The sequence below is a fragment of the Streptomyces sp. NPDC005566 genome, assembly GCF_040605575.1.
Classification (GTDB): domain Bacteria; phylum Actinomycetota; class Actinomycetes; order Streptomycetales; family Streptomycetaceae; genus Streptomyces.
Genome location: NZ_JBEXDB010000001.1, coordinates 454,067 through 471,139, shown reverse-complemented (window position 1 = coordinate 471,139; position 17,073 = coordinate 454,067). Strand labels below are relative to the sequence as shown.

Here is a 17,073-nt window from a genome sequence, read left to right as displayed (position 1 = left end):
GGCCGGGGCCCGCTGAGCCGGTCCTGTACGGTTCCGGGCCCGCCCTCGCGGTCGCGGAGCGGTTGTCGGACCGGCCTTGGGGCTTTCCCCTACGGGCAGGTTGGGGGTTCCGATGGAACCCCTGGCCTGCCCGTTCCGTTTACCGTAGAAGGGGCGGCCGCACACCGGCAGCCGAATCGAAACCGAGGGGCGTTCATGGAAGCCGTGATCCTGATCCTGACGCTGCTCTTCGTCGCGTTCATGGCGCTCGGGGTGTACGCCGGAGTGAAGGCCGTCCGCGCCGCCAAGCGTGGCGTGGACCGCACGATCACGCAGGCGCGCCGCTCCGTGGAGGACACCGCGCTGCGGGCCAAGAGCTACGGCCAGCCGGGCGTCCAGGGGGAGCTTGCGCAGCTGCGGCTCGCTCTGCGGACGTCGATGCGGGCCACCCAGGACGCACTCGGTGCGGGGGTGGCGGAGGATTCCTCGCTCTCGGAGTCGATGGGACTCTTCCAGCGGCTCAGCGCGCACGGACGAGAGCTCGACAGCGAACTGAAGAGGCTGGAGCGCGAACCCGACAGGGCGACGGTCGCCACGCTGCTGCCGAGCCTGAAGGAGCGCACGGAGCGCATCACGCACTCGGCGGAGTCGCTGCGCTGGGCGGCGCGTGACCGGGCGCGGCAGTTCGCCGACGACGACCTGGCGGCGCTGAACGCCCAGATCGACGTGGAGGCAGGTGCCCTGCGGCACTGGACGACGGAGGAGCCGTCGACGCAGGACGGTGCGCCGGCGCAGAGCTGGAGTGGCCCGGCCGACGAAGAGGCACCGCAGGCGCTCACGCCGCCGGACCCGCGACTGCAGACCGGGTACCCGTGGCAGAAGTCCGCCAGGCCGGAGACCACGAACTGACCCGTAACGCCCGTGACCGGGACCGGCAGAAATCTTTCCGGACCGACTGGGAATGATCGGCAGTCCGGGCCCGAGCTGCCGTGCCCCCGTCCCGGAAGGTAACCTCCGGCTCATGTCCCGCCATGTCGCGATCGTCACCGATTCAACGGCCTACCTGCCGCGCCAGACGATGGAACGGCACGGCATCACCGCAGTGCCCCTGACCGTTGTCCTGGGTGACCAGGCTCTGGAGGAAGGCACGGAGATCTCGGCCAGGTCGCTGGCTCTGGCCCTGCAGAAGCGCCGCTCCGTGACCACGTCCAGGCCCAGCCCGGAAGTCTTCGCCGCCACCTACCGCGCCGCGGCCGAGGCCGGGGCCACGGGCATCGTCTCCCTCCACCTTTCGGCCGAGTTCTCGGGCACGTACGACGCCGCACTGCTTGCCGCGAAGGACGCGCCGGTGCCGGTGCGAGTGGTGGACACCGGCATGGTCGCCATGGCGCTCGGATTCTGCGCGCTGGCCGCGGCGGAGACGGTCGGGGCAGGCGGTGACCTGGACGCGGCGGTCGCGGCGGCGGAGAAGCGGGCAGCCGGCACATCCGCGTACTTCTACGTCGACACACTCGACTACCTGCGCCGGGGCGGGCGCATAGGCGCCGCTCAGGCGCTGCTCGGCTCCGCGCTCGCGGTGAAACCGCTGCTCACACTGGACGGCGGACGCATCGAACTGCTGGAGAAGGTGCGGACGGCGTCCAAGGCGATCGCACGGCTCGAAGAGCTCGTCGCCGAGCGGGCCGGCTCGGGTGCGGTGGACATCGCGGTGCACCACCTGGCCGCCCCGGAGCGGGCGGAGCGGCTGGCGGAACGGCTGCGCGAGCGGGTTCCGGGGCTGGCCGAGCTGCATGTCAGCGAGGTGGGTGCGGTGATCGGGGCACATACCGGGCCCGGGCTGTTGGGGGCAGTGGTTTCGCCCCGTTGATCCTGCCCGTTCATCCGCCCCGTTGGTCAGGCCCCGTTGGTCAGGCCCCTTGGTCCCGCCCGTCGGTCCAGCCCTTTGAACCAGCCCGGCGATACCCGTCCTTTGATCCCGCCCGTTGATTCCTCCAGCTGGTTCGGATGATCCTGCCCTGCGTGTCCGGCTGTCGGTCTCACTCCGGCGGGTGAGGGAAATATTCACAACCGGTAAGTTATCCACCGGAATTGAGGCTTCCGGACGGGAATTGAAGGAAGTGTCTAGCGTCGTGACACATGGCCCTCCGATCACTTCACGCAGCCAGCCGCGCAACCATCCGACCGACCAGCCACGCCACACTCCGACCGACCAGCCACGCCACACGTGGGCCAGCGCATGGGTACGGGCATGTGCCCGGATCGCCCCCTGACCCTGGCCCGATTCAGGGTTCTGCCGAACATGCCCGGCACGGTCCTGGTAGCGGCGCTCCCCGTGCGGGCAGTGGTCCCGGCGTCCGGCCCGGGGGAAGGGCGGGCACGGGACCCGGCGCCCGCCGGGGTCACCGGCGCAGGGCCGGGCGGGGACGCGATGGTGAGGTCGCCGCGGCTTCACGTCGCCGCGCGGACGCGCTGATGGGGGCGCACGGAGGGGCCGGCGGCCGGCACGCGAGAGGAAGTGCTGCCCCTGCTGCGGTCGTCACCCCTGCCCCCGCCGGGGCGACGACGAACCCTGTGACGTTCGCAACCGGTGCTCCGGTGAGTGCCCGTTCACCCGTCGCAGCCGGTACTCCGGTCGTACCCCGCCCTCCTGCCGTACCCCCTGCCCCAGCCACGGTCTTTCCACGGGACTCGGGCCATTCCGGGGGGCCTCCGGCGGCTTCCGCATCCACTCGGGCACCCGCTCGCGTTCCCGGCCCCGCCTCCGCTCGTGTGCGTGGCGCCAGGACGGTTCCCTCCTGGTCGTCGGCCTCCACGTCGGCGGCAAGCCCTGCCGCCGCCCGGGCGACGGCGGAGCCGGAACAGGTGCGTGGCGCACCGCCCGTGAGCGGAGGCACGACAGCGGTGTCGCGGTGGTGGCGTGCTGTCGGGCCCGCTCTGCGGGATCGGTTACCCCTGTGGGTGCGGCTCCGGTGCGGTCTGGAACCAAAAGCGCTCGCAGCGCTCGCTCTTGTCCTCGCAGGGGCCGCAGCTCTGGCCGCCGTGCACTTCTGGTCGGCGCGCCCTCAGCCCGTACACGCTCCCGAGCAGGTGAAGGAGGCCGCAGCGGCGCACGCGGCCGCGCCGGGATCCTTCGACTCCTCAGGCGGCCCCGGCCTTACGCCAGGGCCGTCTGCCGGGCCGCCGTTCCCCGCAGCGATGGGCGGACAGATCGTCGTCGACGTGAGCGGCAAGGTGCGGCGGCCGGGAATCCAGCGTCTGCCCGCTGGGTCACGTGTTGCCGACGCACTGCGCGCCGCGGGAGGAGTGCGAGAAGGCACGGACGTCACCGCGCTCAACCGGGCTCGGGTTCTGACGGACGGCGAGCAGGTCGTGGTGGGCGTGCCCGCTGTCCAGCCCGCCGCGGGCGGATCGGCGGACGGAACAGCCGGCGGCGGGGGCGGGAGAGGAGGGCAGGTGGGACCCCCGACGCCGGTCAGTCTGACGACCGCCACCGTCGAGCAGCTGGAGACACTCCCCGGCGTCGGACCGGTACTCGCCCAGCACATCGTCGACTACCGCACCGAGCACGGGGGCTACCGGTCCGTGGACGAACTCCGCGAAGTCAACGGGATCGGTGATCGCCGATTCGAGGATCTCCGGCCGCTGGTCAGGCCATGACCAGCGCCGACGTCCATACGGTCGCGGGTGGCCGATTGGGTGCCGCCGATCCGCGCCAGGAAGGTCCGGTCGATCTCCGGCTCGTCCCGCCCGCCCTGGCGGCATGGGCCGCGGCCGCGCTCGCCCTCGTGGTGCCAGGGCGATGGGCGGCAGCGGGGGCCGTCGTCTGCACCTGCCTCGCCCTGGGGCTCCTGGTGGCGCCTCGGCTGCCGGCCCGGGCGGGACGCGCCGGGACCGGTGGGTACGCCGATGGTGACCCGCACACGGGGGGAGCCGGATGGGAGTGGCGGCCCGGGGCCAGGGCGACAGCCGCTGCCGCGGCACTGCTCTGTGCTGCGGCCGGGGCCGCAGCGGCCGGGCTCCACGCGGCGGATGTGCGAAGCGGCCCCGTCCCCGGCCTGGCGCGGGACCACACCCGGGTCGAGGCGGAGGTGACGGTCACGTCCGACCCGCGGCAGACCCGGCCGGGGGTCCGGGGCGACCACAGCACCCCCATGTCGCTGCTCCTCGACGCCGAGGTCGATCGGCTGACGGCTCCCGGGGGTGCCGTCACCAGGCTCCGTACCCCCGTCCTCGTCATGGTCGCGCCCGGTGACGCGGCGGCGCAGTGGCGTCGGCTGCTGCCGTCGACCAAGCTCCGTCTGAGCGGACGGCTCGCACCACCGCGCCACGAAGGGGAGCGCCTTGCCGCGGTGCTGGGCACGGACGCCGACGAGGCGCCGCGGATCATCGGCCGGCCGACACTCCTCCACCGCACGGCGGGAGAGCTGCGTGCCGGACTGAGGGAGTCGTCGAACGGGCTCGAACCCGATGCGCGGGCGCTCCTGCCCGGGCTGGTGGTCGGCGATACCTCCCGGGTCCCGCCCGAGCTGCACGACGCCTTCAAGGCCACGGACCTCACCCACCTGCTCGCCGTCTCGGGGGCCAACCTGTCGATCCTGCTCTTCCTGCTCATCGGCCCACCGGGCACGGCACTGCGCAGCGAACGCGGCGGTCTGGCACCCCGGCTGGGAATTTCCCTGCGGATGACCGCCCTGACCGGCGGTGGGATCGCGCTCGCCTTCGTCCTCGTCTGCCGCCCCGAGCCGAGCGTCCTGCGCGCGGCGGCCTGCGGCATGATCACACTGCTCGCCATCGGCACGGGCCGTCGCAGATCGCTCCTCCCTGCGCTGGCCGCCGCTGTCCTGCTGCTGGTGCTGTACGACCCGTGGCTGGCCCGCAGTTATGGATTCCTGCTGTCCGTGCTGGCCACCGGGGCTCTGCTCACGCTTGCGCCGCGTTGGAGCAGTGCCCTGCAACGGCATCGGGTTCCGCCGCGCCTCGCCGAGGCGCTGGCCGCCGCAGGCGCCGCTCAGGCGGTGTGTGCCCCCGTGGTCGTGGTCCTCGCCTCACGGGTCAGTTTGGTGGCGATCCCCTGCAATCTGCTGGCCGAGTTCGCGGTGGCGCCCGCGACCGTCCTGGGGTTCGCTGCGCTCGCTCTCGCCCCGGTGGCCATGCCCGTGGCCGAACTGCTGGCCCAGGCCGCCGGGTGGCCGGTCGGATGGATCGCGTCGGTGGCCCGCCACGGAGCGGGCTTCTCGGGAGCGGAGGCCGACTGGCCGGGAGGCTGGCCGGGGGCGGCACTCCTGGCCGGTCTCACCGTCCTCGTCGTGCTGTCCGCCCGCCGCATCGCCCGCCATCCCTGGGTCTGTTCGGCCGCAGGCCTCCTTCTGGTCCTCGCCGTACTGAGACCGGTGCCGCTCACCCGGATCATGACCGGATGGCCGCCTCCGGGCTGGGCGTTCGCCATGTGCGACGTGGGGCAGGGAGACGCCATGGTGCTCGCCGCGGGCGAGGGCACGGGGGTCGTCGTCGACACCGGTCCCGATCCCCGCCTCGTCGACCGGTGCCTGCGCGACCTCGGCATCACGCGCGTACCGCTCCTCGTCCTCACCCACTTCCACGCCGACCATGTGCGCGGCCTGCCGGGTGCGCTGCGTGGAAGGCAGGTCGGAGCGATCCAGACGACGAGCCTCGGCGAACCGGCGGATCAGGCCTCGTTCGTGAGGAGAACGGCGGCTGCGGCGCACATTCCCATGGTGCCGGCGCTTCCCGGGGAGCACCGGCGGATCGGCCCGCTCGACTGGCGGGTGCTCTGGCCGGCAGCAGATGCGCGAGGTACGGCGCCCGCCTTCGTCACCGAGGAGCCGAACGACTCCAGCGTCACCCTTTACGTGCGGTCCGGCGGGCTTACCCTCCTGCTCCTCGGTGACCTCGAACCCCCGGCCCAGCAGGGGGTGTTGCGCAGCTACCCGGCGCTGCCCCGGGTGGACGTGCTCAAGGTGGCGCACCACGGCTCCGCGTACCAGGACCCCGCTCTCCTGCGCAGTGTTCGTCCGAGGCTCGCCCTCATCTCGTGCGGAGCGGACAATCCGTACGGACATCCGGCGGCCCGAACGGTCGAGGCGCTCGGAGCGGCGGGAGCGAAGGTTCTGCGTACGGACACCGATGGTGCGATCGCGGTGACGGGCGCCGGGGCGGAACTGCGCGCGGCAGGCCGCTCATGAGCGCCCGGCCCGGGCGGTGCGGCGGCCACCTGTCAGATCAGCCAGCTCCCCTCCTTCATCAGCTCGCGCCCGGTCAGCTCGTTCTCCTCCCGCCACGCCTTGACGGTGTCCGGGGTGATGCGCAGGTACACCCATGCGGGTCGGCCTCGCGGGTCCCAGTGGAGTTTCGAGGTGAACGCGTCACCGGACTCGGCGGGGAGCTCCGCCCCCTCCACGATCTCGGCCGTCCCCTCGATCAGCACCACATCACGGGTGTGGCCCAAGGTGACCCTTGCCTGTCCGGACGGCGTCACGTTGACCGCTGTCGGATTGGTGCGCCGGGTGGCCAGCAGCAGCATCCCTCCGTCCCACACGAACGACAGCGGCACCAGGCAGGGCATGCCGTCCGCCGAGGCCGTGGCAACCCAGGCGTCGTCGTCCTTCTCCAGGTGATCGAGTACGTCCTGTTTGCGCTGCTCCGGGCCGCGTGCCGGCTCTCGTTCCGTCATGGTCCACACGCTAGCCACCATCCGTGTCCACGACCTCCGTCGGCGGTCCTAGGACCCGTGGCTGATGGCGCAGTACCGCGAACCGGGACAGAATTCCGATATGAACGAGGAATCGCTGGAGCTCAGGGAGACTGTCGGCATCTCCCCCTGCACATGGGCCGATGCCTATCTGGAGCGCATCGGCGCCGCACGCCCCGCTCGCTCCGACGCGGCGGCTCTGCGCGAGCTGCAACTCCGCCACCTGATGACAGTGCCTTTCGAGAATCTGGCGATCCACGACGGCGAGGACATCGTCCTGGAGAACGAGAGACTCATCGAGAAGATCGTGACCGACCGGAGAGGCGGTTTCTGCTACGAGTTGAACGGCGCCTTCGCCGCGCTTCTGAGTGCGCTCGGCTTCCGCGTCACGCTGCTCCAGGCGCGGATCTTCGGCGACGGCGGGCGGCTCGGCATTCCGTACGACCACATGGCGTTGCGTGTGGAGACCGACGACGACACGGGCCCTTGGCTGGCCGACGTGGGTTTCGGCGACCACGCCGTGCAGCCGCTGGCGCTGGACGAGCGAACCGAACAGGAGGACCCCATCGGCGTGTTCCGGTTCAGGCCCGCTCCGCACGGGGACCTCGACCTGCTGCGCGGCGGCTCCAGGCAGTTCCGTCTCGATCTCCGCCCACGGGCGCTGGCGGACTTCCGGGCAGGGTGCTGGTACCACCGGACCTCGCCGGACTCCTACTTCAGGCGTTCCCTCGTCTGCTCCCGGCGCACCGGCTCCGGGCGCGTGACACTCAGCGGCCGCACCCTGATCACGACCGTTCAGGGTGAGCGGCATGAGACGGAGCTGGACACCGACGCGGAGGTACTGGCCGCATACGAAGACCACTTCGGGCTGCGTCTCACCGTCCTGCCCGAGGTGCGCCGGAACCCGAACCTGTGACAGACGCGGCATGAACAAGCGGAGCGACCAATTCGGATCTTTGGTAACACCTCGCCACAACTCATTCCGATCTCCTGCGTTTACCTCGAACATCGCATCAGTTATCGAACGTTCTTTCGTCGGCGGGCCGCTGCTCCGACAACGACGTCCAACTGTCAGGGGTCCGAGGTGAGAACCGCCCTTGGGAGTACGCGCGCATGTTCGGCCGTTGGCTGGGCAACCAGGCGATGTCCGGCAGCGCCCTCAGCGGCGCCGTCGCCGGACTCGCAGTCCCGCGCACCGCCGGTCCGCTCAGCTGCCGGGTGCTCGACCTTGTCAACGAACCGGTGCACAACGCCGAGTTCGTCGTCACCGACAGTGCGGGCCGCAGGGCCGTCGGCGGGGAGACGGACCCGTTCGGGAGCGTTGTTGCCACCGTTCCGGCGGGTGACTACCGGCTCGCTGTCACGGCCGAGGGTTTCACCCCGTTCCACGGCCCGGTCACGGTCGCGGCGAGCGGTCACGCGAGCGTCGGCGACGTGACCCTCCAGGTGTCCCCGCCTCCGCAGCTTCCCGACCCGGGCGACTGGGACATCGAACCGACGCACTCCCAGTTCGGTTTCACGGCACGTCATATCGGCATGGCCCGCATCCACGGCAGGTTCAACACCTTCGCCGGTGCCGTCCGGATTGCCGACCGCATGGAGGACTCCGCCATGCACGTCGTCATCGACGCCTCGTCGATCGATACGAACCTCCAGATGCGAGACGACCATCTGCGCTCCGGTGACTTCCTCGATGTCGGGCGCTACCCGACCCTCGAGTTCTACAGCGAGCGCTTCGTCCACCGCGGTGGCAGCCGCTGGGGCGTCAGCGGCGCGCTCACCCTGCACGGTGTGAGCCGCACCGTCACCCTGGACACCCAGTACCTCGGCCTGGGCAGCGGTCTGGAAGGTGAGACCCGCGCCGCATGCCGGGCCACCACCGAACTGCACCGCGAGGACTTCACGCTCACCTGGCAGACGATGCTGGCCCGCGGTATCGCGGCAGTCGGCTCGAGCATCGAGATCGACATGGACATGGACATCCAGATCGTCCCCAAGAGCTGATCCGCCCCGCGGCCCGCCCCCGCGGCCCGCCCCCGCGGCCCGGCCCGTCCCCGGGCCCCGGCCCGGGGAGCAGATGCGCCCGCTACGGCGCCTCCAGCCACCCCTCGTACTCAGCGGCGAACGCGTCCAGCGCCGCGGAGTCCAGCCGCCCGCCCGGATCCTCCACGACCACGAGCCACTGGGCGTCCTCGGCATCGTCCTCGCCGGCCAGGGCGTCGCGTACGAGCTGAGGCTCCTCGGTGACGCCGAACCGGTCGGCGAGTTCTTCGGCCGCGTCCTGGGCCGCGTCGCGGTCGGGCAGCACCAGTACATGTCTCACATCGCTCACCCGGACATTCTCCGGTACGCCCGGGCGGGCAGCCTCGCCGCCCTGTCACAGGGGCGTGGGATGCTGGACCGCGATGGCCACCAGAAGTAGTTCCACCGACAATCCACTCGCCCCCGTGACGCTCGCCGTGGGCCAGGAGGACCTGCTCCTGGACCGTGCCGTGCAGTACGTGGTGGCAGCGGCCCGCGCTTCCGACGCCGACACGGACGTCCGCGACCTCGCCTCCGACCAGCTGCAGCCCGGCACGCTCGCGGAGCTGACCAGCCCGTCGCTCTTCGCCGAGCGCAAAGTCGTGATCGTGCGCAACGCACACGATCTGTCCGCCGACACGGTCAAGGACGTCAAGGCCTACCTCGCCGCGCCCGCCGAAGAGATCACCCTCGTGCTCCTCCACGCGGGCGGCGCCAAGGGCAAGGGGCTGTTGGACGCGGTACGGAAGGCCGGGGCCCGCGAGGTCGCCTGTCCCAGGACGACCAAGCCGGCCGAGCGGCTCTCCTTCGTACGGTCGGAATTCCGGGCCCTGGGGCGCTCAGCGACCCCCGAGGCGTGCCAGGCCCTGGTGGACTCCATCGGCAGCGATCTGCGGGAGCTGGCCGCCGCCGCCTCGCAGCTGACCGCTGATGTCGAGGGCACCATCGACGAGGCGATCGTCGCCCGCTACTACACGGGCCGGGCGGAGGCCTCCTCCTTCACCGTCGCCGACCGCGCGGTCGAGGGGAGGGCGGCGGAGGCGCTCGAGGCGCTGCGCTGGTCGCTCTCCACCGGGGTCGCACCCGTCCTGATCACCAGTGCGCTCGCACAGGGCGTGCGGGCGATCGGCAAGCTGTCGTCGGCCCGGGGCGGACGGCCCGCGGACCTCGCCCGCGAGCTCGGTATGCCGCCGTGGAAGATCGACCGGGTGCGCCAGCAGATGCGCGGATGGACGCCGGACGGGGTGGCAGCGGCCCTGATCGCGGTCGCGGCGGCCGATGCCGGTGTCAAGGGCGGCGGGGACGACCCTGCGTACGCCCTGGAGAAGGCCGTGGTAGCTGTCGCACAAGCGGCCCGCTCCGGGCGCTAGAGGCGCCGGCCAGGGCGGCGCCAGAAGCGCTCCCCACCGCACGAACACACACCGCGCGAACACACACCGCACCGCACCCACCACACCGCACCCACCACACCGCACCGAACACACCGAAGGCCTCGGTCGCCGTCCTGGGGAGGACGGTGACCGAGGCCTTCGGTTCACGCTTGGTGTGCCGCACCCGCGTGGCGAACGCAGGTTCGGTGTGCGGCACGGAGTGCCGGTCAGGAGCGGGAGAGAGGGCCCGCGGAGTCCGTTCCGGCGATCACATCAGTGCTCAGCCCTGGAGGGCGGCAACCTTGAGCGCCAGCGCCGACTTCTTGTTGGCGGCGGCGTTCTTGTGGATGACACCCTTCGAGACGGCCTTGTCGAGCTGGCGGGACGCGTCACGGACGGCCACAGTGGCCTTCTCGACGTCACCGGCAGCGGCAGCCTCACGGGCCTTGCGGATCGAGGTCTTGAGCGACGACTTGACGGCCTTGTTGCGCAGGCGCGCCTTCTCGTTCGTCTTGTTCCGCTTGATCTGGGACTTGATGTTCGCCACGAAAGAGCCTTTTCAGGTTCGTTGGATCTTCTATGTGCGCCACGCGGCTTCTGAGGGCCACGAGGCACAGCTGCCCACGTTACCAGTCACCCCAGGACCGGCCCAAACCGGTCTCAGCCCCGCAGGCGTGGGACGATGGAAGCTGCGTACAGATCCGTCCGACCCGACAACGACCCGAGACACGGCGTTCGGCGTCTCAAGAATCAGGACCCTGCGTGCCCGCGACTCCTACCAACGTGCCCGAGCCGAGCCGTACCGACCCGGCACTGATCCGCAACTTCTGCATCATCGCGCACATCGACCACGGCAAGTCGACGCTTGCCGACCGGATGCTCCAGCTGACGGGCGTGGTCGACGTGCGGCAGATGCGCGCTCAGTACCTCGACCGGATGGATATCGAGCGCGAGCGCGGCATCACGATCAAGTCCCAGGCGGTTCGTCTGCCGTGGGCACCGACCACGGGCGGGGACACGGGCACCACCCACGTCCTCAACATGATCGACACCCCGGGGCACGTGGACTTCACCTACGAGGTCTCCCGCTCGCTCGCCGCGTGCGAGGGCACGGTTCTCCTGGTGGACGCGGCGCAGGGCATCGAGGCCCAGACGCTCGCCAACCTCTACCTCGCGATGGAGAACGACCTCACCATCGTCCCGGTGCTCAACAAGATCGACCTGCCGGCCGCGCAGCCGGAGAAGTTCTCCGAGGAGCTGGCCAACCTCATCGGCTGTCAGCCGGAGGACGTACTGAAGGTGTCCGCCAAGACGGGCGTCGGCGTGGACGCCCTGCTCAACCGAGTGGTCAGGGACGTCCCCGCGCCCGTCGGCCAGGCGGACGAGGCGGCCCGCGCGATGATCTTCGACTCGGTCTACGACCCCTACCGGGGTGTCGTCACCTACGTCCGTGTCATCGACGGTCAGCTCAACAAGCGCGAGCGCATCCGGATGATGTCCACGGGTGCCACCCACGAGCTGCTGGAGATCGGTGTCTCCTCCCCGGAGATGACCCCGGCCGACGGCATCGGTGTGGGCGAAGTGGGCTACATCATCACCGGGGTGAAGGACGTCCGGCAGTCCAAGGTCGGTGACACGATCACCTCCCTGCACAACGGGGCGACCGTGGCGCTGGGCGGCTACAAGGACCCCAAGCCGATGGTGTTCTCGGGTCTGTACCCGCTCGACGGTTCCGACTACCCGGACCTTCGCGAGGCCCTCGACAAGCTCCAGCTCAACGACGCCGCCCTGGTGTACGAGCCGGAGACCTCCGCGGCACTCGGCTTCGGCTTCCGTGTCGGCTTCCTCGGCCTGCTCCACCTCGACGTGGTCCGCGAGCGGCTCGAGCGCGAGTTCGGTCTGGAGCTCATCGCCACCGCCCCCAACGTGGTCTACCGCGTCGAGATGGAGGACGGCACCGAGCACATCGTCACCAACCCGAGCGAGTTCCCCGAGGGCAAGATCGACAAGGTGCACGAGCCGGTCGTCCGGGCCACGGTCCTGGCGCCCAGCGAGTTCATCGGCGCGATCATGGAGCTGTGCCAGCAGCGCCGCGGCACCCTCCTCGGCATGGACTACCTCTCCGAGGACCGGGTCGAGATCCGCTACACCCTCCCGCTCGCCGAGATCGTCTTCGACTTCTTCGACCAGCTGAAGTCGAAGACCCGGGGCTACGCGTCCCTCGACTACGAGCCCACCGGTGAGCAGTCCGCCCAGCTCGTCAAGGTCGACATCCTGCTGCACGGCGACAAGGTCGACGCGTTCTCCGCGGTCACGCACAAGGACAAGGCCTACGCGTACGGCGTGCGGCTCGTCGCCAAGCTGCAGAAGCTCATTCCCCGGCAGAACTTCGAGGTGCCGATCCAGGCGGCCATCGGTTCCCGGGTCATCGCCCGTGAGACCGTCCGCGCCATCCGCAAGGACGTGCTCGCCAAGTGCTACGGCGGTGACATCTCCCGTAAGCGGAAGCTGCTGGAGAAGCAGAAGGAAGGCAAGAAGCGGATGAAGATGGTCGGCAACGTGGAGGTGCCGCAGGACGCGTTCATCTCCGTCCTGTCGACCGACGAGTCGGCCGGCGAGGGCAAGGCCAAGAAGTAGCCCTCCGCTCCCAGTATCTACCCGGGAGTAGACCTACGGGCCCCCGTGCCGCAGACGCCTGCGGCACGGGGGCCCGTTCGTTATGAAGCGGCGGCCTGTTGCCTCTTACGCCACGGACCCGCGCGCTCTACTCTGATCACCACCCGTTAGTTACTCGCCAGTTAAACAAGCAGGCCGAGCGGGAACGAGAAGCAGGAACAGCAGGCAGCCGCCCCCCCCAGCACCCAGCACCATTACCCAGCAGCCGGTCGTAGCAATGCCGCAGGCCCGGAGGATGTCGTGAGCGACACACAGACCTTGATCGATAACCGACCGCCCTCCGTGGCGGCTCTCTTCATCGACCGCGTGGCGGCCACCCCGGACGGTGAGGCGTACCGCTACCCGGTGCCGTCGGCCTCCGGTCAGGGACCGGACGACTGGAAGTCGCTGACCTGGGCGCAGGCCGCGACCAGGGTCCACTCCATCGCGGCCGGTCTGATCGGACTGGGTGTCCGGCCGGAGGAGCGCGTCGCGCTCGCCTCCGCCACCCGTGTCGAATGGATCCTCGCCGACCTCGGCGTGATGTGTGCGGGCGCCGCGACCACGACGATCTACCCCTCCACGAACACCGAGGAGTCCGCCTTCATCCTGGCCGACTCCGAGAGCCGTGTGCTGATCGCCGAGGACGCCGCTCAGCTCGCGAAGGCCCGGGAGAACCGGGCCGGGCTGCCCAACCTGGCCCATGTCGTCGTCATCGACCCGGCCGGTGCGGAGCCCGTGGAGGGCGACCCCGAGGGCTGGGTCCTCACGCTTGCCGAGCTCGAGGCCCGTGGCGTCGAGCACCTGGCCAAGAACCCGGACGCGGTCACGGACCGGGTCGCCGCGATCACCGCCGACCAGCTCGCGACCCTGATCTACACCTCGGGCACCACCGGCCGCCCCAAGGGCGTACGGCTGCCCCACGACAACTGGTCGTACATGGCCAAGGCCACCGTGGCGACCGGCCTGATCAACGCCGACGACGTCCAGTACCTGTGGCTGCCGCTCGCCCACGTCTTCGGCAAGGTCCTCACCTCCGGCCAGATCGAGGTCGGCCACGTCACGGCCGTCGACGGCCGCGTCGACAAGATCATCGAGAACCTTCCGGTGGTCCAGCCGACCTACATGGCAGCCGTCCCCCGGATCTTCGAGAAGGTCTACAACGGGGTCGCGGCCAAGGCGCGGGCCGGCGGCGGCGCCAAGTACAAGATCTTCCAGTGGGCGGCGGGTGTGGGCCGCGAGTACGCGAAGGTGTCGCAGGACAACTTCCGCCGTACCGGCAAGGCCTCCGTGCCGTTCGCGCTCGGCGCCAAGCACAAGGTCGCCGACACCCTCGTCTTCGCGAAGATCCGTGAGGCCTTCGGCGGCCGGCTCCGCGCCTGTGTCTCCGGCTCCGCCGCACTCGCCCCGGACATCGGCTTCTTCTTCGCGGGCGCCGGGATCCACATCCTGGAGGGCTACGGCCTCACCGAGTCCAGCGCCGCCTCCTTCGTCAACCCCGGCGAGGCCTACCGCACCGGCACCGTCGGCAAGCCGCTCCCCGGCACCGAGGTCCGGATCGCGGACGACGGCGAGATCCTGCTGCGCGGCCCCGGCCTCATGGAGGGCTACCACCAGCTGCCCGAGAAGACCGCCGAGGTGCTGGAGTCCGACGGCTGGTTCCACACCGGCGACATCGGCGAGCTGTCCGAGGACGGCTACCTGCGGATCACCGACCGCAAGAAGGACCTGATCAAGACGTCCGGCGGCAAGTACATCGCCCCGGCCGAGGTCGAAGGACAGTTCAAGGCGGTGTGCCCGTTCGTGTCCAACATCCTGGTGCACGGCGCGGACCGTAACTTCTGCACCGCCCTCATCTCGCTCGACGAGCCGACCATCCTCGGCTGGGCGGAGGAGAACGGGCTGGGCGGCAAGCCGTACGCCGACGTGGTGGCCTCCCCGCAGGCCGTGGAGCTCGTCGAGGGCTATGTGAAGCGGCTCAACGAGGGTCTGCAGCGCTGGCAGACGATCAAGCAGTTCCGGCTGCTGCCCCGTGACCTCGACATCGAGCACGGCGAGCTGACCCCCAGCCTCAAGCTGAAGCGGCCGGTCGTCGAGCGTGAGTACAAGCACCTCATCGACGAGATGTACGCGGGCTCCCGCGAGGCGTAGGCACGGCCCATGGTGCGGACGGGGCCGACCGCCCCGTCCGCACCGCTGTTCCAGATGCCCGTTCCTGCTCGTCGTTCCTGTGTCTTCTCCTCCCACTTCGGTAACTCGGTGCTTCTGAGGAGGGTCGGTCTGTCACTCTGTCCGTGTCGTCAGCGGCACACGGCGACGAACAGGCCGTGCGAGAACAGGTCAGGAGCGGCGCCATGGGGCCCATTCCCTTGCAGCGGGACACCTTTCAGCGTCCCGACAACCACGTCGGACGGGCGGACGCGCAGCCGGTCGCCCGGACGAGCCTGCCAGGGAATCTCCTCGCCCCGGCCGCCGCGCGCCGGTTCGTCCGGGCCGCCCTCGCCGAGTGGACCGGGCTCGGGCTGCCCGCGGCGGTGGGCTTCAGCGACCGGCTGGCCGACGACGCGGTAGTCGTCGCCGATGAGCTCGTCACCAACGCCGTCGTGCACGCCGGAACCACCGTCGAGCTGCTCTTCCGGCTGGAGGAGGCGGCCGAGGACGAGGCCGCAGCCCTGGTGCTGGAGGTCGCCGACCACCACCCCGCCCGGTCCGTACGCAGCGAACGCCCCGACCCGGTGCCCGCGGCGGACCCGGACGACCCGGCCGAGGTCGGCCGCGGGCTGCAGATCGTCGCCGCACTCGCCGAGCGCTGGGGCATCACGTACCGCACCGGCCTCAAGACCGTCTGGGCCCGGCTGCCCGTCGACGACTGGACCGCGTTGCCCGAGGCGACCGCGGAGCCGGAACTCCGGAGCGGGCTGCGCACCGCCGAGCTGCTCGCCCCCACCGCCCGGCGCGCTCTGCGCGACGACGCGGACTGGGCGGGCCGCGGTGCGCTCTCGTTCCTCGCCGAGGCATCGGACCTGCTCGCCGGCCAGCTCGACGAGGACATCGTGGCGGCACTCGCCGGCCAGTTACTTGTGCCCAGACTCGCCGACTGGTGCGCGGTCTGGCTGGAACCGGAGAACGGCGGGCCCTCAGCCGTCCCCCGGCTCGCGAGCGTCTGGCACCGTGACGAGGCCGAGACCGGGCAGCTGCGCACCGTGTTGGAGCAGGACCCGATCCGGCTGCCGGAGCGGGTGGGCACGGGGCCCGTCTCCATGCCGTGGCCCGGGGCCGACGAGGACGGGGCCGATCCGGGCGCCGACGGGCGCTCCAAGGGCCGTTCGGGGGCTGCGCTCGCCTATCGGATAACCGCCGGCGGTCGCACGCTCGGAGCCGTACTCCTGGGACGGGAGGGCATCGCCCGCGTCCCCGACGAGGTGGCCGCGCTGATCGAGGACTTCGTACGCCGTGTCGGCCTCGCCGTCGGCGCCGCCCGCGCCTACACCCGACAGGCCACCATCAGCCGCATCCTGCAGCGCGGACTGCTGCCCAGCAAGGTCGCCGACATCCCCGGAGTCACCAGCTCACTGGTGTACGAGCCCAGTGACGACGGCGTCGTCGGTGGTGACTTCTACGACATCTTCGCGTGCCCCGGTGACCGCTGGTGCTTCATCCTCGGCGATGTGCAGGGCAGCGGTCCCGAGGCCGCCGTCGTCACCGGCCTCGCCCGGCCCTGGCTGCGGTTGCTGGCCCGGGAGGGCTTCCGTGTCGGCGAGGTGCTGGACCGGCTCAACCGCCTCCTCCTCGACGACGCGATGGAGACCGCCGAGGCCGCCGCTCTCATGGTCGCTGCGGCGGGCGGGCAGCACCTGACGGAGGGCGGCCAGCATCTGCGGGAGGACGGCCAGCAGCTGCCGGACGGCGGGCAGCCCCGGTTCCTCTCCCTGCTGTACGGGGAGATGGTGCCGCTGCCCGGCGGCGGCGTGCGTTGCACGCTGGCCAGTGCGGGTCATCCGCTGCCGCTGCTGCTGCGCCCGGACGGCACGGTGCGGCCCGCCGCCGAGCCGCAGGTGCTGCTCGGGGTCGTCGAGGACGTCGCTTACGAGAGCCAGCGCTTCGACCTGGCGCCGGGCGACAGCCTGCTGTGCGTCACAGACGGTGTGACGGAGCGGCGCTCCGGGCCGCTGATGTTCGACGACGGGGACGGTCTGGCCCGGGCACTGGCCGGCTGCGCCGGGCTGACCGCGGAAGGGATCGCGGACCGGATCAAACGGGCCGTCCACGAGTTCGCCGAGCGACCGCCGGACGACGATCTGGCGCTGGTCGTGCTGCAGGCCCAGTGAGCGTGGACGG

Annotated in this window: 13 protein-coding genes; 10 read left to right on the top strand and 3 right to left on the bottom strand. The window is 70.8% G+C overall.

The window, feature by feature from the left end; all coding sequences use genetic code 11:
* Window positions 1-195: 195 nt before the first annotated feature.
* From ABZS61_RS02265 to ABZS61_RS02250, 4 genes are all read left to right on the top strand, one after another.
* Window positions 196-888 (top strand): hypothetical protein, encoded by a 693-nt coding sequence (locus ABZS61_RS02265; protein WP_356414803.1) that lies wholly within the window; start codon window positions 196-198, stop codon window positions 886-888.
* Window positions 889-1,000: 112 nt separating this feature from the next.
* On the top strand, window positions 1,001-1,846 hold the full coding sequence (locus tag ABZS61_RS02260; protein WP_356414800.1) for a DegV family protein: 846 nt from the start codon (window positions 1,001-1,003) through the stop codon (window positions 1,844-1,846).
* 902 nt (window positions 1,847-2,748) lie between these two features.
* A complete protein-coding gene (locus ABZS61_RS02255; protein ID WP_356414798.1) occupies window positions 2,749-3,636 on the top strand; it encodes a ComEA family DNA-binding protein in 888 nt (295 codons plus the stop codon).
* The gene (locus tag ABZS61_RS02250) at window positions 3,633-6,182 is read left to right on the top strand and encodes a ComEC/Rec2 family competence protein (RefSeq protein WP_356414795.1); all 2,550 of its coding nucleotides are present in this window, start codon (window positions 3,633-3,635) and stop codon (window positions 6,180-6,182) included. The genes ABZS61_RS02255 and ABZS61_RS02250 overlap by 4 nt, the downstream gene beginning before the upstream one ends.
* Window positions 6,183-6,214: 32 nt before the next feature.
* On the opposite strand, the gene ABZS61_RS02245 is transcribed toward ABZS61_RS02250, so the two are convergent.
* Window positions 6,215-6,670 carry a pyridoxamine 5'-phosphate oxidase family protein gene (locus tag ABZS61_RS02245; protein WP_356414792.1) on the bottom strand — a complete coding sequence of 152 codons (456 nt, stop codon included), beginning with the start codon at window positions 6,668-6,670 and terminating at the stop codon, window positions 6,215-6,217.
* Between the two features lie 100 nt (window positions 6,671-6,770).
* On the opposite strand from ABZS61_RS02245, the gene ABZS61_RS02240 reads away from it, so the two are divergent.
* Together ABZS61_RS02240 and ABZS61_RS02235 are read left to right on the top strand one after the other, a co-directional pair.
* Window positions 6,771-7,604 carry an arylamine N-acetyltransferase gene (locus ABZS61_RS02240; RefSeq protein WP_356414789.1) on the top strand — a complete coding sequence of 278 codons (834 nt, stop codon included), beginning with the start codon at window positions 6,771-6,773 and terminating at the stop codon, window positions 7,602-7,604.
* Window positions 7,605-7,801: 197 nt separating this feature from the next.
* Window positions 7,802-8,692 (top strand): YceI family protein, encoded by an 891-nt coding sequence (locus ABZS61_RS02235; protein WP_356414786.1) that lies wholly within the window; start codon window positions 7,802-7,804, stop codon window positions 8,690-8,692.
* An 82-nt stretch (window positions 8,693-8,774) separates the two neighbouring features.
* On the opposite strand, the gene ABZS61_RS02230 is transcribed toward ABZS61_RS02235, so the two are convergent.
* Entirely contained in the window at window positions 8,775-9,020 is a 246-nt protein-coding gene (locus tag ABZS61_RS02230; protein ID WP_356414783.1) for a hypothetical protein, read from the bottom strand.
* A 73-nt stretch (window positions 9,021-9,093) separates the two neighbouring features.
* Between ABZS61_RS02230 and holA the strand changes: the two genes are divergently transcribed.
* Window positions 9,094-10,080, top strand: a complete 987-nt coding sequence (gene holA / locus ABZS61_RS02225) for a DNA polymerase III subunit delta (protein ID WP_356414780.1) — start codon at window positions 9,094-9,096, stop codon at window positions 10,078-10,080.
* A 280-nt stretch (window positions 10,081-10,360) separates the two neighbouring features.
* Here holA and rpsT read toward each other — a convergent pair whose 3' ends face one another.
* A complete protein-coding gene (rpsT, locus tag ABZS61_RS02220; protein WP_014156344.1) occupies window positions 10,361-10,627 on the bottom strand; it encodes a 30S ribosomal protein S20 in 267 nt (88 codons plus the stop codon).
* Between the two features lie 215 nt (window positions 10,628-10,842).
* On the opposite strand from rpsT, the gene lepA reads away from it, so the two are divergent.
* From lepA to ABZS61_RS02205, 3 genes are all read left to right on the top strand, one after another.
* A complete protein-coding gene (gene lepA / locus ABZS61_RS02215) occupies window positions 10,843-12,717 on the top strand; it encodes a translation elongation factor 4 (protein WP_356414777.1) in 1,875 nt (624 codons plus the stop codon).
* 279 nt (window positions 12,718-12,996) lie between these two features.
* On the top strand, window positions 12,997-14,886 hold the full coding sequence (locus ABZS61_RS02210; RefSeq protein ID WP_356414774.1) for an AMP-binding protein: 1,890 nt from the start codon (window positions 12,997-12,999) through the stop codon (window positions 14,884-14,886).
* A gap of 203 nt (window positions 14,887-15,089) precedes the next feature.
* Window positions 15,090-17,063, top strand: a complete 1,974-nt coding sequence (locus ABZS61_RS02205; RefSeq protein ID WP_356414771.1) for an ATP-binding SpoIIE family protein phosphatase — start codon at window positions 15,090-15,092, stop codon at window positions 17,061-17,063.
* The last annotated feature ends 10 nt before the right edge of the window (window positions 17,064-17,073 follow it).

What these genes read in the sequence shown, in the direction of transcription:
- ABZS61_RS02265 (WP_356414803.1), top strand. Translation starts at nt 196, where the DNA reads ATGGAAGCCGTGATCCTGATCCTGACGCTGCTCTTCGTCGCGTTCATG.
- ABZS61_RS02260 (WP_356414800.1), top strand. Translation starts at nt 1,001, where the DNA reads ATGTCCCGCCATGTCGCGATCGTCACCGATTCAACGGCCTACCTGCCG.
- ABZS61_RS02250 (WP_356414795.1), top strand. Translation starts at nt 3,633, where the DNA reads ATGACCAGCGCCGACGTCCATACGGTCGCGGGTGGCCGATTGGGTGCC.
- ABZS61_RS02245 (WP_356414792.1), bottom strand. Translation starts at nt 6,670, where the DNA reads ATGACGGAACGAGAGCCGGCACGCGGCCCGGAGCAGCGCAAACAGGAC.
- ABZS61_RS02240 (WP_356414789.1), top strand. Translation starts at nt 6,771, where the DNA reads ATGAACGAGGAATCGCTGGAGCTCAGGGAGACTGTCGGCATCTCCCCC.
- ABZS61_RS02235 (WP_356414786.1), top strand. Translation starts at nt 7,802, where the DNA reads ATGTTCGGCCGTTGGCTGGGCAACCAGGCGATGTCCGGCAGCGCCCTC.
- holA (WP_356414780.1), top strand. Translation starts at nt 9,094, where the DNA reads ATGGCCACCAGAAGTAGTTCCACCGACAATCCACTCGCCCCCGTGACG.
- ABZS61_RS02205 (WP_356414771.1), top strand. Translation starts at nt 15,090, where the DNA reads ATGGGGCCCATTCCCTTGCAGCGGGACACCTTTCAGCGTCCCGACAAC.